The 15,279-nt window shown below is 61.5% G+C and carries 13 protein-coding genes; 2 read left to right on the forward strand and 11 right to left on the reverse strand.

The window, feature by feature from the left end:
- Positions 1-35 precede the first annotated feature (35 nt).
- Positions 36-557, forward strand: coding sequence for an NUDIX hydrolase (locus tag EHS19_RS07340; protein WP_151917118.1), 522 nt, complete (start codon positions 36-38; stop codon positions 555-557).
- A gap of 206 nt (positions 558-763) precedes the next feature.
- Here the strand turns inward: EHS19_RS07340 and EHS19_RS10795 are convergent, their stop codons facing one another.
- The 10 genes from EHS19_RS10795 to nagB form a co-directional block, all read right to left on the reverse strand.
- A complete protein-coding gene (locus EHS19_RS10795; protein ID WP_175578368.1) occupies positions 764-2,107 on the reverse strand; it encodes an MFS transporter in 1,344 nt (447 codons plus the stop codon).
- On the reverse strand, positions 2,107-2,619 hold the full coding sequence (locus EHS19_RS07355; RefSeq protein ID WP_151917119.1) for a hypothetical protein: 513 nt from the start codon (positions 2,617-2,619) through the stop codon (positions 2,107-2,109). Before EHS19_RS07355 ends, EHS19_RS10795 begins: the two co-directional genes overlap by 1 nt.
- 117 nt (positions 2,620-2,736) lie before the next feature.
- On the reverse strand, positions 2,737-2,901 hold the full coding sequence (locus EHS19_RS11755; protein ID WP_421745418.1) for a helix-turn-helix domain-containing protein: 165 nt from the start codon (positions 2,899-2,901) through the stop codon (positions 2,737-2,739).
- 34 nt (positions 2,902-2,935) lie between these two features.
- Positions 2,936-3,262 carry a type II toxin-antitoxin system YafQ family toxin gene (locus EHS19_RS07365; RefSeq protein WP_151917121.1) on the reverse strand — a complete coding sequence of 109 codons (327 nt, stop codon included), beginning with the start codon at positions 3,260-3,262 and terminating at the stop codon, positions 2,936-2,938.
- Positions 3,263-4,048: 786 nt separating this feature from the next.
- Entirely contained in the window at positions 4,049-5,776 is a 1,728-nt protein-coding gene (locus EHS19_RS07370; protein ID WP_151917122.1) for a dipeptide ABC transporter ATP-binding protein, read from the reverse strand.
- Positions 5,769-6,992 (reverse strand): ABC transporter permease, encoded by a 1,224-nt coding sequence (locus EHS19_RS07375; RefSeq protein ID WP_151917123.1) that lies wholly within the window; start codon positions 6,990-6,992, stop codon positions 5,769-5,771. Before EHS19_RS07375 ends, EHS19_RS07370 begins: the two co-directional genes overlap by 8 nt.
- Position 6,993: 1 nt before the next feature.
- Positions 6,994-8,085 carry an ABC transporter permease gene (locus EHS19_RS07380; protein ID WP_151917124.1) on the reverse strand — a complete coding sequence of 364 codons (1,092 nt, stop codon included), beginning with the start codon at positions 8,083-8,085 and terminating at the stop codon, positions 6,994-6,996.
- 107 nt (positions 8,086-8,192) lie between these two features.
- On the reverse strand, positions 8,193-9,821 hold the full coding sequence (locus tag EHS19_RS07385) for an ABC transporter substrate-binding protein (RefSeq protein ID WP_151917125.1): 1,629 nt from the start codon (positions 9,819-9,821) through the stop codon (positions 8,193-8,195).
- Between the two features lie 363 nt (positions 9,822-10,184).
- The gene (locus EHS19_RS07390; protein ID WP_151917126.1) at positions 10,185-11,444 is read right to left on the reverse strand and encodes an N-acetylglucosamine-6-phosphate deacetylase; all 1,260 of its coding nucleotides are present in this window, start codon (positions 11,442-11,444) and stop codon (positions 10,185-10,187) included.
- A 317-nt stretch (positions 11,445-11,761) separates the two neighbouring features.
- Entirely contained in the window at positions 11,762-12,574 is an 813-nt protein-coding gene (gene nagB / locus EHS19_RS07395; protein ID WP_151917127.1) for a glucosamine-6-phosphate deaminase, read from the reverse strand.
- A 260-nt stretch (positions 12,575-12,834) separates the two neighbouring features.
- Here nagB and EHS19_RS07400 point away from each other — a divergent pair, with 260 nt between their 5' ends.
- Complete coding sequence (locus EHS19_RS07400; protein WP_151917128.1) at positions 12,835-13,977, forward strand: ROK family transcriptional regulator; 1,143 nt, start codon at positions 12,835-12,837, stop codon at positions 13,975-13,977.
- Positions 13,978-14,076: 99 nt separating this feature from the next.
- Here EHS19_RS07400 and EHS19_RS07405 read toward each other — a convergent pair whose 3' ends face one another.
- Positions 14,077-15,042 (reverse strand): ROK family protein, encoded by a 966-nt coding sequence (locus EHS19_RS07405; protein WP_151917129.1) that lies wholly within the window; start codon positions 15,040-15,042, stop codon positions 14,077-14,079.
- Between the last annotated feature and the right edge of the window lie 237 nt (positions 15,043-15,279).

Raw genomic sequence — 15,279 nt, forward strand, 5'->3', positions numbered from 1 at the left:
CGAAGGATCATGGCCGATCGAAAGGTAGGACCTCCATGCCAACCCCACAATTCGTACTCGAACTACGCAAAAAAATCGGCCATGATCTCCTCTGGCTCAACGGCGTGACCGGCTGCGTGCTGGATGACGAGGGGCGCCTGCTGCTGGGGCGCCGCTCCGACACCGGCGAATGGGCGATGGTCTACGGCATCAACGAGCCAGGCGAGCAGCCGGCGGACACGGTGGTGCGCGAGATCAAGGAGGAGACCGGTGTGGATGCGGTTGTCACCGATCTGGTGGCTGTCACCTCGTCCGATCGGGTGATCACGTATGCGAACGGCGACAACACGATGTACATGGATCATTCGTTCCTGTGCGCGTTGAAGCCGGGAGGCAACACCAAACCGTTCGTCGGCGACGAGGAGAGCCTCAACGTCGGCTGGTTCGATTTGGATGCGCTCCCCCAGCCGCTCGCCCAAAGCACCGTCGAACGGCTCGCCCTGTTCCGCCGATACCTCGAGAACAAGGCCAAGGGCGATGCGCACGCACTGTTCGTCGCCGATGGCGAGTTGCATTGACGACACGAATGTCATCCCGCTTTTGAAAGCGCACCGCGGACTGATTGGCACGGGTGCCTTCTTCCGTCTGATCAGTCCGTCCGACGAGTCTCAGGTTGATTTGCAGCCGGGGACGGAGGCCGCGACGGACGCGATGCGAGATCGCCGAGGTCCACACGACCACGGCTGATGAATAAGAACACGAATCAACCAGTATCGGGTTCGAGTCACTTGGCTCTATGCTGCGGCAGGGCGGGGAGCAGCGGCAGGAATCCGGCGCACAGGACCAGTGCGATCACGGCCAGCATCTGCCAGTGTGCGCTGCCGAGCCAGCCAACCCATGTGCCGACGGCGCTGCCGGCCGCGAACGCGAATCGTGCGCGGCCGGAGAAGCGGGCCAGATCATCGCCGCGCAGAAGCAGCTGCCGTGAGACGATCACAGCCTGCGCGAGCAGTCCGTAGCCGAATCCGTTGATCAGCCATGTCACGCATGCAGCCGTCAGCGCGGGGATCAGCACGATCACGAGGCTGGCCGCAGTCGTTGCGACGCCGATCGCGGCGATGCAGCGCATACCGAGCCGACGCGAGCAGCGCATGTACAGGATCGATCCGAGTATGCCGCCCACACCGCCGAATGCGTAGAGAAGGGTCAATGCATCGCCACCGTACGTTGCTCCGAGTCCAAGCATCGCATAGCTTGTCCACAACGACGGGATGAGCGCAAGTAGCAGCGATGCTGCCAACAGTCTGCCGCGCGTCGACGCCGGTGCCGACGAGGCCGCATGATCAGATGAAACAGGCCGCGTGGCTGACCTGGCTAGGCTATCGGCATCAGGTCGATCATCCTGACTTGGCTGTCCGATTGCCGTATCGGTTGCGCCACCGTTGTCAGCACCCGTCTTCATTCTGGCAGTATCCCTGTCGGAGTCAGCCGCCGAACGCACGGTATCGGAACTGTCGCCGACCGCGGTGCCGGTCTTCGTACCAGCCGGCATGAGATCACGCGTACGGAATCTGGTCGCCGCACAACCGAGCGACAGGACGGCGGACGTAAGCAGCATCACGGTGATCGAGGCGTTCGCGATGGCCGAGCCGGCGACCTGACCGAGCAGCGTGCCTGCGACGCTGGAGATCACACCGACATATCCGCTGTACCGGACGAGCATGTCGTCGTCACCAGCCGCCGCGTCGACCTCGAACACTTCGCCGGCCACGTCGATGATCTGGCCGGTCATCAGCAACAGGCATGACAACGCGAGCAGCAGCCATTTCCAGTACTCCCAACCGCTCGGTACGAACGCGACTGCGAGGCAGAACACTCCTTCGATGCCTTCTGCGGTGGCGAGCGCGCGGAACGAGCCACAGCGTTGAACGACCCACGCGGCGGCGGGTGAGGCGAAGTCGACGATCAGACCGAAGGTCCTGCGGAATGCGATCACCCATGCGGGCAGACCTACCAGCAGAATGGAGGGGATGACCGCACCCTCGAAGATCGCATTGCCCAGCATCGACAGCGTCATCCCCGCCAACGCCCAACGCAAAGCCTGGCTCAATACAAGAAAGCCCCGCATCAGGATGTCTTCCTTCTTGATTGGATAACGCTGTCATGTGTTCTCAGTCTTCCTATTGGCTCACCTATAAATCCATGCCTTATTACATGGAATCTTTCAAGACCAGGAATAACCACTTGCACGACGCTTGGGGTGCATGCAACATGCTTCTCAGAGAAGGCTATACGTCTCCAAACAGTAAATCCTAGTTTCTTCAAAGCTAGACAAATGTCATGTATCTGCCCTTCAATACTTCTATGTTGAGACGAATCGGTTAATGGATATTGAACAAGCGTATTGTCGTCCCCCATGGATCCCTTGAACTGCAATGCTGCAGTATGCAAAGCAGCGGATTCGCACAGCCGCATATACTGCTGAACCAATTCCAGCTGTTTTTCGATATGCTTGAGCGGCGCCAGCAGCACATTCTGCCGGCGCAACACGCGACCGAGCACGGTCGCAAATCCAAACATTTCAGCGTGATCCATAACGCTGCCCCCATAGAGCACACGCACCGCAGCAGTCAAATCCATGACTATTCCGGCTACGTCACCAGAACTTGGCCAGAACTTGGCCTCGATATTGTAAAGTAACCCTCTTCATTTGCTGGTGTTAAGATAACGCGGTTGAAAGGACCTAATGCATTTCGTTTATTCGGGGTAGCCGTCCGTCAGTTCATCGGGACGGCACCCGAGGGCGCGCGATAATCGCAAGGCGTTATCGAGCGTCATGGAATGGACGTCGTAGCGTCCCGTCTCATATCCGCTGAGCGTTGTTTGCGCTATCCCGGTCATTTTCGCTAGTTTGACTTGTATGCAAACCTACGTGTCGAAAAGTCACGGCACGACCTCAGCCACGCGCCGACGGCCATTCCGCATGGAACCTGCCTGAAGACAATTCCCCATGCGTACACACGCGGACAATCCTCACGAAACCATCGGGGGACGATGGGTAGTACAGCACAAGCACATCGTCGAACGCATGAAATTCCATACATCCCGAAAAACGACTATTCGGATTAGCTAGCACATGTGGCTTATATTCATCGCCTACATAGCCGTTCACAGCCAATTCCTCGCGCAGAATACGATACACCTCTTGCGCATACGACTTTCGCCAACGTTTCAGCCTTTCAAGATCAGTCCTGGCGTTTTTCGACCAAGCGACCTCAATCATCAAGCCCCATTTCACGCGCGAACGAATCCCAATCCGCGTCCGTGCGCAAGACGGTATCCGTAGGCGACGGCGTCAACGACATGTCCACATAATCACCATCAGCCATATTCGCATACCGGGATATGACGCGGCTGAGCTCAGCCTCAAGCGACGTCCCATTACGCCTTGCACCCTGTACGGCCTTGCGCCAAACAATCCTGTTGCCGAACGTTTTCGATCGTTTACGCACAGATAAAGCACTCATATCATTACCTCACTTTCCTTGTTGGCTTCAGCGTATCCCCCGAATATGAAGACACGCTAGGACCAATGGCGTGACACCAACGCCGCACCCAGTGCCTACATACTGCCGTAAAGACAAATATCTAGCTGACTGCATATTAATGCCTACAGTCGGGCAGAAAACCTGTAAAAGGGCACACACGCCTATTCAGCACTGTTTTCTTTCGGCCTGTCAACCTCTACCGGTTTCCGAGGATTAGATATATGCAAAGCATCACATAACTTCAGGGCAGTACCCAAAGTCATATTGTCGATTGGAAAAACCGGACCGGGTGACCGGTGCCGTGCGGTGCAGCAAGCACGACGTGGCACGCGCTCCGGCATGGTCTTCACCACCGAGCCCCGCCGGGGTTTCGCGAAGATCGACCTGCTGCTACTGCCGGAATCGCACGCCACGCAGCCGACTGACGATATGGACCGGCCCCGGACACTGATCTCCAGTATCCGGGGCCGGTCCATATCGCATCGTCCCGATTGCCGCCACCGTGCTGCCTGCGTCTGCCGCTACCGTTCGGATGCGAGCAGTTCGTGCAGATGCGCGCGATGGATGCGCTGCTCGCGCGGATCGGGCACGGGAAGCGATGCCAGCAGCTTCTTGGTGTACGGGTTCTGCGGTCGCTGCATGATGTCGTCCGCCTCCCCGTGTTCGACGATCCGCCCCTTGTGCATCACCATGATCCGGTCGGCGAGCATGTCGACCACTGCCAGATCATGGGTGATGAACAGGCATGCGAATCCGATTTCGGCCTGCAGCTGCTTGAACAGCTCCAGCACCTTGGCCTGCACCGACACGTCAAGCGCCGATGTGGGCTCGTCGGCGATGAGCAGCGACGGCTTCAAGGCGAGTCCTCTCGCCAGCGACGCCCGCTGCCGCTGTCCGCCAGACAGTTCGTGCGGGAATCGAGTCATATAGGCGCGCGGCAGCTGAACCATCTCCAGCAGATCGCCCACATAGTCGCGGGCGTCGTTCACGGATGCGTATCGTCCATGCACGATGAGCGGTTCCGCCACGTTTTCGGCGATGGTCATCAACGGATCGAACGACGATCCCGGGTCCTGGAATACGAATCCGATGTCGGCGCGCTTGGGGCGGAAATCGCGTTCCTTCACACCGTTCATCTCGATGCCCAGCACGTTGAGCGAGCCGCCCGACACCTTCTGCAGGCCGGCGATCGCCCGCCCCGTCGTGGATTTGCCGGAACCGGATTCGCCGACGAGTCCGAGCACCTCGCTGCGGTGGATTTCAAAGTCGATGTTGTCGACCGCCACGAAATCCGGCTGCATGAGATGCCCCGGATACGTGATGGTCAGCCCCTTCGCCTTGACCGCAAGCGGCTGGGTGCGCCAATCATCGGAACGTTCGACGGGGTTTCCATCCACGTCTCGCACGACGAGCTTCTGCCCGATGCGCGGCACGGATGCAAGGAGCCGCTGCGTGTACTGTTCCTTGGGATGGTAGAAGATCTGCTCCACGTCGCCCTGCTCGACGACATGGCCGCGATACATGACGACCACCTGGTCGGCGATGTCCGCGATGACGCCCATGTTGTGGGTGATGATGAGCACCGAGGCATCGAATTCGTCTCGCGCGAGGCGCAGCAGATCAAGAATCTCCGCCTGAACGGTCACGTCGAGCGCGGTCGTCGGTTCGTCGGCGAGAATGAGGCCCGGGTTGAGCGCCAACGCCATGGCGATGACGATGCGCTGCTTCTGTCCGCCGGAGAACTGATGCGGATAGTAGTCGATGCGCGTCTCGGCGTCGGGGATGCCGACCTTGTTGAGGATGTCGATGGCCTTGGCCCTGCGCTCCTTGCGGTCCTTCATGCCATGGGCCCGAAGTCCCTCCTCGATCTGCCAGCCGATGGTGTAGACCGGATTGAGCACCGAATTGGGCTCCTGAAACACCATCGCCGCTTCGGAGCCGCGCATGCGGCGCAGATCCTCACCGGAGAGGGACAGCACGTCGAGACGCTCGCTTCCGGCGCGGTTGGACAGATAGATCGCCCCCGACGTGGTGGCGGTGTCCGGCAGGAGTTTGATGATCGAGCGTGCGGTCACCGACTTGCCGGATCCCGACTCGCCGACGACGCCGACCACGGTCTTTCGTGGAATGGTGAAGTTCACCTTGTCGATGGCGCGAATCGAACCGGCGTCGGTCATGAACGACACGCTGAGATCCTTGATTTCGGCAAGATTGCCGTCAGCCGCGGCTGCCTTGTTCTCATCAGTCATGATTCACGTCCTTTCCATCCTCGCTCGCGGTGGTCTTGGCTGAGGGCAACGCCGATGATTCGTGCGTCTCACTCGCTTCGGCCGCCACTGAGGAAGGCTTCTCCCCCGGCATCTCGACGACCACCTGCGATTTGCCTGCGAACTGGAGTTCGGCGACGGCCTCGTTCGCCTTGCCCGGCTTCTCGCTGGGGTCGACGGACGTGTCCTCGATGGAGCCGATCACCTCGCCGGCGGATTTGCGGGCGCGCAGTCGCGGATCGGCGAGATCGTTGAGCGATTCGCCGACCAGCGTGATGCCGAGCACGATGAGCACGATCGCCAGTCCCGGGAATACGGCCGTCCACCAGATGCCGGCGGTCACATCGGCCACGGAGCGGTTGAGATCGTATCCCCATTCGGATGCGGATGTCGGTTCGATGCCGAAGCCGAGGAATCCGAGTCCGGCCAGCGTCAGAATCGCCTCCGACGAGTTGAGCGTGAGAATGACGGGCAGGGTTCGCGTGGAGTTCTTCAGCAGGTGACGGGTCATGATGCGCCATGTGGAAGCGCCCACCACCTTGGCGCTTTCCACGTACGCCGACGACTTGATGCGTACCACTTCGGCGCGGATCGTGCGGAAGTACTGCGGGATGTACACCACGGTGATGGATATGCCGGATGCGAGGATGCCGCTCCACAGACCCGACTGGCCGCCGGAGATCATGATCGCCATCAGAATGGCAAGCAGCAGCGAGGGGAACGAGTAGATCGCGTCGGCGATGACGACGAGCACGCGATCGACCCAACCGCCGAAGTAGCCCGAGACGAGGCCGAGCAGCACGCCGGCGAAGATCGACAGGACGACGGCGATGACAATGGCGATGATCGCCGTGCGCGCACCCCAGATGGTACGGCTGAACACGTCGTAGCCGCCGACCGTGGTGCCCCAGATGTGACCGGGCCCGGGTGCCGACTGCGTGGGGAACGCCACGCCATCGGCGCCCTTCATCTGCGCGTATCCGTACGGTGCGATGACGGGCGCGAAGATGGCGATCAGTATGAAGAACGCGGTGATGACAAGGCCGGTGATGAGCATGCCCCGCTGCCAGCCGACCGCGATCCTCAGATCGCGTATGATGGGCATCTTGTCGTACCACGGGGTCGGCTTGTTGACCTTGAGATCGCCCAGACGCTTGTCGCCGGGCACGCCGACCTTGGTTGCGGTGCTTTCGGTCATGTCAGTACCTCACTCTCGGGTCGATGAGCGCGCTGATCACGTCGACGATGAAGTTGACGACGGCGACGATGATGGCGATGAGGATCACGATGCCCTGCACGGCCGCGAAGTCGCGCGCCTTGAGGTAGTTGGACAGCATGAATCCCAGCCCCTTCCATTCGAAGGTGGTTTCGGTGAGCACCGCGCCGGCGAGCATGAGCGCGATCTGCATGCCCATGACGGTGATGATCGGAATGAGCGCCGGACGCCAGGCGTGCTTGTCAAGCAGGCGCTTTTCGGAAACGCCGCGCGAACGGGCGGCCTCCACGTAGCCCGATGTGTAGGTGGAGATCACATTGGTGCGCACCAGTCGGATGAACACGCCGGCGGTGAGCAATCCAAGCGCGAGCGAGGGCAGCAGCGCGTGACGAAGCACGTCGGCGAGCACGCTCATGTCGCCGAGCTGCAGCGCGTCGATGATGTAGAAGCCCGTGGGCGAGACCAGCCGGGCGAACTGCGCCTCGCTGGTCCAGTCGACGCGACCCGAGGGAGGCAGCACGTTGAGCCACACCGCGAAGATGAGCTGGAGCATGAGACCCAGGAAGAACACGGGCGTGGCGTAGCACAGGATGGCGAACACGCGGATGCCGGCATCGCCGGCGCGATCACGATGACGTGCCGCGAGTCGGCCAAGCGGAATGCCGACGACGAGTGCGACGATCAGGCTCAGAAACGCCAGCTCGAACGTCGCGGCCCCGTAGTGGGTGAGAATCGAGATGACGGGCTGGTTGTCGGTCATCGTGACGCCGAGATCGCCATGCAGCAGACCGCCGAGGTAGTCGACGTACTGCACGATGAGCGGACGGTCGTATCCTGCGGCGTGAATGCGTCGTTGCAGTTCATCAGGGGCGAGGCGCCCGCCAAGCGCGGCGGAGATCGGGTCTCCGGTGGCGCGCATCACGAAGAACACGATGGTGACCAGAATGAATACGGTCGGGATGATGAGAAGGAAACGAATGAGGATGAATTTGAAGAATCCGCCTGACAGGTGGTTTTTCTTCGGTTTCGTCGTCTTCGTGGCACCTGCGGCTGCCGTCGTGGCGCTATTGGACACGCGATGCTCCTTTGTAGGGTGTGAAGGTGGACGATACGGCGATTCCGGCTCCTCTCGCCGCGGCGCGGGGCCGCCCGAGAGGAGCCGGGATCGGAATGGAACTACGACTACTTGGTCACCGACGCGTAGCGGAAGCGGAAGGAGGCATCAAGCACGACGCCCTTGACATCCGAGCCCGTCACGGCGACCTGCGCGCCCTGAAGCAGAGGCAGCGTGGACAGATCCTCGGTCTCCAGCTCCTGGATCTGCTTGAGCAGATCCTCGCGCTTGGTCGCGTCCTGCTCGCCGGCCTGCTGGACGATCAGATCGTTGACCTGCTTGCTGGAGTAGCCGTTGTTGACGAAGTTGCCCTCACGGAAGAACGGGGACAGATAGTTGTCCGGATCGGAGTAGTCCGGGAACCAGCCGAGCTGGTAGACCGGGTACGAACCGTCGGAGTCGTCGGTCACGTTGCGTTCCTTGTTGTACTGGGTCCATTCGGTGGACTGCAGATCGACCTTGAACAGGCCGTCGGCCTCCAGCTGGTTCTTGATCGCCGCGTATTCGTCGGCGGAGGACGAGCCGTAGTGGTCGTTGTTGTACTGCAGCTTGAGATCGACCGGCGTCGGCACGCCGGCGTCCTTGAGCACCTTGGCGGCCTTCTCGGCGCTGGGCTTGCCGCTGCCGTCGCCGTAGGCCTCCTTCAGCGTGTCGGAGTGCCCTGCGAGTCCGTCGGGAATGAACGAGTACAGCGGCGTGTAGGTGCCCTTGTAGACCTTCGTCGACAGCTCCTCGCGGTCGATCAGGTTGGCGATCGCCTGACGGACGGCCTTGGCCTTGGCCGCATCGGCATCGGGCTGGGACTCGCCATACGGCTGGATCTTGAAGTTGAACGAGAGCAGACGCTCCTCGCCGCCCGGGCCCTTGACGACCTTGACCTTGGAGTCCTTCGACAGGCTCTCCACATCGGTCGGGGTCAGCGAGCGGTAGGCCACGTCGACCTTGCCCTGCTGCACGTTGAGCTTGAGGTTGGACGCGTTCTTGAAGTACGTGACCTGCACGGCATCGTTCTTCGCCGGGGTCAGACCCTTGTAGTCGGCGTTCTTCGTGTACGAGGCGGTCTCGTTGATCTTGAACGCGGTCAGCGAGTACGGTCCGGCGAACGGCTTCTCCTTGACGATGGTGTCGGCGTCGGTGAGCTTGTCGGCGTCGAACACCTCCTCGTCGACGATCGGGCCGGCGGGGCTGGAAAGCACCTGCTTCAAGGTCACATCGTTCTTGACCGCGGCCTTGAACACGACGGTGGTGTCGTCGGGGGCCTCGACGGACTCGATGTTGGCGAGCAGCGAGCTCGGACCGTTGGCGTCGTCGATCTTCTTGATGCGATCGAAGGAGAACTTGACGTCGGACGAGGTCAGGTCATGGCCGTTGGCGAACTTGATGCCGGACTTGAGCTTGACGGTGAACTCGGTGCCGTCGTCGCTCCACGTGCCGTCGTCGGCGGCGATGTCAGGGCTCAGTTCGGAGGTGTTGTAGTCCTGCGCATACAGGAACGGGAAGATCTGAATCTGCACGGCGTAGGAGCCGTTGTCGTAGGAGCCGGCCGGATCGACGCTGGTGATCTGATCGGTGGTGCCGATAGTGATGGTGTTGCCGGATGCGACGGTGTCGCCGCTCTTGACGCCGCCGCACGCCGCGAGCGACGCAATGGCGACGAGCGACGCGAGACCGGCAGTCAGTTTCTTGTAGTTCTTCAATGGAAATCCTCTCTCAGATGCCGTTCCATCGGTTCCGCGTCGCTTTTGGCTGATCTCTGGGAAACGTATGGAGTTATCGCATACTATGCGAATCGCCTGTTAACCCTGCGTTTCCTTTTGTTTGCATATTGGATTTCCCAAGGCCGCTTTCCTCTTGTTTTCCCTGTTTTCCCTTGGTGTTGCAGCGGTTTTCGCTCTTCTTTCCCCTCGCTTTCGCATGATCACATATTGAGATGGCCCCTATGGAACCAGTCCATAGGGGCCATCGAGCATCCGATGCGACGGTCAGCCGCATCCGCTCATGACCAGCAACGCTCAGTCATGGCAGCACGCGGATCGGCGCGACATTCCGGTCGGCGCTGGTCACACCAGCTTGCGGCCGGCGCACCAGACCTCGCCGACCGTCCATGTGGCCGGGTCGGTGAGCAGAATGTCGGCGGCGAATCCAGGCGCCACCAGTCCCAGCGGAGCGCCGGTGACCGGGTTCGGACGATCGAAGCCGAACGCCTTGGCGGGGGTGAGCGTCGCCGCCTCGACCGCGGCGGGCGCCTCGAAGCCGAGTTCGAGCACCGCGCGCTTCACGGCGACCTCAAGCAGCAGCGTGGAACCGGCGATCGCACCGTTGGAGACGAGACGGGCATGGCCGTCCACCACGTTCACGTCAAGCGCACCGAGCTTGTAGGGGCCATCCGGGCAGTCGGTGGCGGCCATGGCGTCGGTGACGAATGCGATGCGGTGGGGCGCGAAGTCGAAGCCGAGGCGCACCATCGGATTCTGCACATGGAAGCCGTCGTTGATGAGCTCGATGATGACGCGCGGGTCCTCGACCGCCGCGGGGATCGGACCCGGCTTGCGATGATGCAGACCGTTCATGGCGTTGAACATGTGGGTCATGATGCCGGCACCGGCGTCGAAGCCAAGCTTGGCGGTCTCATAGTCGGCGTCGCAGTGGCCGACCGCCGGCACAACGCCGGCCGCGGCGAACTGCTTGATCGCGCTGATGCCATGCGGCAGTTCGGGAGCGATGGTGATCTGGCGGATGCAGCCGTCGGCGGCATCCAGCAGCTCGTCCACAAGCTCGGGAACCGGATCCTTGAGGCACTCGGGGTCATGGGCGCCCTTGCGAGCCAGCGCAAGGAACGGGCCTTCCAGATGGGCGCCGAGCACATCCGGGCGCTCATCCATCTTGGCGCGCACATTGGCCACGTTGCGCTTGATGACATCCACCGGATTGGTGATCAGCGACAGCACCTGACGCGTGGTGCCATGAACGGCGTGACCGGCACGGGCGATGTCGATGCCCTCCGGACCGTCGTCAAACGAATGCTCCCATGCGCCATGTGCGTGGATGTCCACATAGCCGGGTGTCAGAATGCGTCCCTTCGCGTCGATCACCGCCGTCTCGTCGGCGGGATCGATGGAGACGGAACGGCACGCGGACTCGAACTCCTCCTCGTTGGTTCCCGTGGCGACGATCACTCCGGATGCGTTCGAGACCACCCAGGAGTGATCCTGAACGCCGCGCGCGTCGATCTTTCGCGCACCGCGAATGGCGACCGGACTAGCCTCGCCCTTGAGGGCCTCGGTCACCCGCGATACGATCTGTTCCCGTGATTGAGTCATAGCTTGTAATGCTCCTTTGCTTGCTGCGCCCGACATGGTCTCTTGTCTGCCGGACGAATGTCATGGCATTATACGGTTCGGCGGACGCGTCTCATGCGTCGCATCCGCCGAAGCCGGCTGCTCGATGCCGCAGCAATCGATGCAGCTGCAATCATGTCCTCGTTATCGACCGAGGGGTAGCCCAAAGGCCTCGACCTTCCGACTACCCCTCGAATCGTTTATGCATGCGCCGACCTGACGCTCCTTACTGGAATCCCATCACATGAATCCATGTGAATCCATCAGCGCCGAATCGTCATACGCGGCGCACGCGCTGATCAGATGCCCTGCCAAGCCGGCTTGTGCGAGTAAGCGTACTTGTAGTAGTCCTTGTGACGCAGGCGGGAGGCGGCGGCCTCATCGACGATGATGGTCGCATGCGGATGCAGCTGCAGCGCGGATGCCGGGCAGAACGCGGAGACGCCGCCCTCGACGGTCTCGGCGATGGCCTCGGCCTTGCCCTCGCCGAACGCGAGCAGCACGAGGTGACGCGCCTTGAGGATCGTGCCGATGCCCTGCGTGATGCAGTGGGTGGGCACCTGATTGATGTCGTTGTCGAAGAAGCGCGCGTTGTCGATGCGGGTCTGCTCGACGAGCGTCTTGATGCGGGTTCCGGAGGCGATCGAGGAGCCCGGCTCGTTGAAGCCGACGTGTCCGTCGGTGCCGATGCCGAGGATCTGCACGTCAATGCCGCCGGCGGCCTCGATGGCCGCGTCGTACGCAGGACCGGCGGCCTTGATCTTGTCGCCGTCCTCCAGCGGAGCGCCATTGAGCACATCGCCCGGCACATGCACGTTCGCCGGATTGAGGCCCAGAGGCTCTACGACCGTGCGGTGGATGGTCGCATGGTAGGACTGCGGATGGGTCAGCGGCAGTCCGATGTACTCATCCAGAGCGAAACCGCGCACCTTGGAGACATCGATGCTCTCGTCCTTGACGATCTTGGCGAGCGCCTGATAGGCGGCCAGCGGGCTGGAGCCCGTAGCCAGACCCAGCACCGCGTCCGGCTTGGCCTTGATGAGATCCGCGACTGCGCGGCCGTAGATCTCGCCGGCCTCCTCCTGATTCCTCACGACAATCACTTCAGCCATGATCATTCGCCTTTCTGTAGCGTCCCTTGGGACTTCGTCGCCCGTCGGGGACGGCGTGACTTTTTCGGTCACGGAGTGCGCCGAGATGCCTACTTGCATATGCGCATCCGGTGTACACCGCTATTTGTTAATAATAGATACATAATTGACAAACCGCCATCCCTCGGCGTTTATCAGCGTTCATACAGATTGTTCCGGTATAATGACAATATTGTTTACCTAATTGTTCCTCTGCGTTCAAATGGCATAAAGGAGTGCGCATGCCCACGAACCTTTTCTCCGGGGCGTTCCCGCTGCATGCCCCCGGGCGCACCGTCAAGGCGAGCCCCTCCGATGTGCGACGCAACAACCGCTCACTGATCTTCGGCATGCTGTTTCCCTCCGAGCAGCTCTCTCGCGCCGAACTGGGACGACGGACCGGGTTGTCCCGCGTGGCCGTATCGGATGTCGTCAACGAAATGCTGGGTGAAGGGCTCATCCGGGAGAACGGGTATGAGACGAACACCACAGGCAAAGGCAAGCGCGGCACGCTGCTGAGCATCGATTCCTCCAGACTGCACGTCATCAGTCTCGACCTGTCCCAGCCGCATCTGATCCAGGGCGCGGTCACCGATCTGCTCGGCATACCGGTGCAACGCATGGAGGTCGCTCTGAGCAACGAGAACAAGGTGAACGTTCAGACCATCATCGAACTGATCGAACAGCTGACGGAGGGAGCCGGCAAGGTGATCGGCATCGGCGTCGCCATCTCAGGCGTGGTCGAGGCGAATGGCATCGTGCGCGACTCGACGATGCTCGGCTGGCATGACGTCGATCTCAAGACGAAGCTCGAACGGCACTTCCCCGTGCCGGCGACCGTCACCAACGACGTGATGAGCTCCATGCTCACGGAACGATTCTTCGGCCATGGCGGGGCGAACATGCTGTTCGTGAAGATCGATCGCGGCATCGGAGCGGCCACCCTGATCGAGGACATGGCGATTCTCGGCGAGAACTTCGCAGGCGGCGAGATCGGTCACGTTTCGCTTGATCTCAACGGACCGTCCTGTCCGTGCGGCAAGCGCGGCTGTCTGGAGCGGCTGCTCTCGGCCCCCATCCTGCGCAATCGGATCATGAACGCGCCCATCCATCAGCATGCGCGCATCATCGCTCAGGCCGGGGAATATCTGGCAAAGGCGCTGTCGATGTCGATCGGCCTGCTGGACATGCGCGATGTGTGCATCTATGGCCCGCCGGACATCATCAACGACACGTTTCTCGAATCGGCGCAAAGCTACATCGATCGGGCGACCGCATCCTCCTTCCATGCCCATACGGTGTTCCGTCGATGCCAGTGCGGCGGCGACATCACGATGCGGGGCGGCGCGATCGCCGTCATACGCGATCACATCGAACGACACTGACGACGACCGACGGCCGCCATCGTCGCCATCACAACAATGGCGGCCCCTCGCGAACGAAGGGCCGCCATGCCTGCGCGTCAACGAGTATCAGCGCCGTGCCTACGCCTGCAGCGCCGCGAGTGCCGCACCGACCGCGCCCACCGGCTGATCGACCGGTGCAAGGCGGATGCGGTCGCCCAGGTTCAGCGTGGTCAGGAACGGGCAGCTCGCCTCTCGACGGGCGATCTCCTCGCGCGTGACCTCGACGAGCGGCTCGCCGGTCTTGGCCATGCCGCCGCCGAAGATAATGACGCTGGGATCGATGCTCTGTGCGACGATCTGCATGGCATCGACGATGGCGTGCGTCACCTTGGCCAGCACTGCGATCGCCTCCTCGTTGCCGGCGCGCGCCTGGCGGATGAGATCAGGCATAGGCGGATTGCCATGCGTCCAGAGGCGGCCGACCGAGGCGCCGGAGCAGATCGTCTCCAGACACCCATGCTGTCCACAGGGGCACGGCAGCTGATTCGGGTCAATGGGAATATGCCCGATCTCGCCGGCCGAGCCGCTGTAGCCATGCTGGAGATGACCGTCGATGATGATGCCGGCGGCAAGACCGGTGCCGAAATTCAAAAACGCCACCGCTCCCTTCTGCGGCGTGCCCAGCAGCGCGGCCGCGCCCACGGCCGCTGCGTTCACGTCGTTTTCGACGCGGACCGGAACGCCAAGAATCTTGGAGCCCTTCTCCCCCAGTTCCAGTGTGTCGATGTCGAGATTCACGACGTTGCGCACCACGCCATGCTCGGAATCGACCTGACCGGGGGTGCCGACGCCGACCACGGCCAGTTCGTTCAAGTGATCGCCGGCGACTTCTCGCACGGTGCGGGCGATATCGTCGATGACGTTGTCGCCGCCGCGGCGGGCGGGCACGCGCACATCGGCGAGCACCATGCCGGTGGCATCCACCAGCACCGTTTCGATCTTGGTGCCGCCGACATCGACGCCGACGGCGAAGGTCTCCTCAGACGGGCGCTTGGCCGCCTTCAGCGCCTCGTCAATGGGATTGGAATCAATGGGACATGTCATGGTGATTTCCTTTTCTCTAAGGCGATTCCTCGTCGAATCGCAGCAAATACTACGCCTGTGCAGCGTGTGCAGATTGTCGCAGTGTGCAAGTCGCGCATTGCAAGGCATCCATCTCATGCACCCATGCCGACGAAGGCTTCACCAGCTGTCCGCACAACCAGGATCTGCATAACCGGTATCTCACCACGGTTTGCGCGGCAATCATCGACAATCTGCAATGATGCAAGAAGCGCATGA

Source organism: Bifidobacterium jacchi, assembly GCF_009078285.1.
Lineage (GTDB): Bacteria > Actinomycetota > Actinomycetes > Actinomycetales > Bifidobacteriaceae > Bifidobacterium > Bifidobacterium jacchi.

What these genes read in the sequence shown, in the direction of transcription:
- EHS19_RS07340 (WP_151917118.1), top strand. Translation starts at nt 36, where the DNA reads ATGCCAACCCCACAATTCGTACTCGAACTACGCAAAAAAATCGGCCAT.
- EHS19_RS10795 (WP_175578368.1), bottom strand. Translation starts at nt 2,107, where the DNA reads ATGCGGGGCTTTCTTGTATTGAGCCAGGCTTTGCGTTGGGCGTTGGCG.
- EHS19_RS07355 (WP_151917119.1), bottom strand. Translation starts at nt 2,619, where the DNA reads ATGGATTTGACTGCTGCGGTGCGTGTGCTCTATGGGGGCAGCGTTATG.
- EHS19_RS07365 (WP_151917121.1), bottom strand. Translation starts at nt 3,262, where the DNA reads ATGATTGAGGTCGCTTGGTCGAAAAACGCCAGGACTGATCTTGAAAGG.
- EHS19_RS07370 (WP_151917122.1), bottom strand. Translation starts at nt 5,776, where the DNA reads ATGACTGATGAGAACAAGGCAGCCGCGGCTGACGGCAATCTTGCCGAA.
- EHS19_RS07375 (WP_151917123.1), bottom strand. Translation starts at nt 6,992, where the DNA reads ATGACCGAAAGCACCGCAACCAAGGTCGGCGTGCCCGGCGACAAGCGT.
- EHS19_RS07390 (WP_151917126.1), bottom strand. Translation starts at nt 11,444, where the DNA reads ATGACTCAATCACGGGAACAGATCGTATCGCGGGTGACCGAGGCCCTC.
- nagB (WP_151917127.1), bottom strand. Translation starts at nt 12,574, where the DNA reads ATGGCTGAAGTGATTGTCGTGAGGAATCAGGAGGAGGCCGGCGAGATC.
- EHS19_RS07400 (WP_151917128.1), top strand. Translation starts at nt 12,835, where the DNA reads ATGCCCACGAACCTTTTCTCCGGGGCGTTCCCGCTGCATGCCCCCGGG.
- EHS19_RS07405 (WP_151917129.1), bottom strand. Translation starts at nt 15,042, where the DNA reads ATGACATGTCCCATTGATTCCAATCCCATTGACGAGGCGCTGAAGGCG.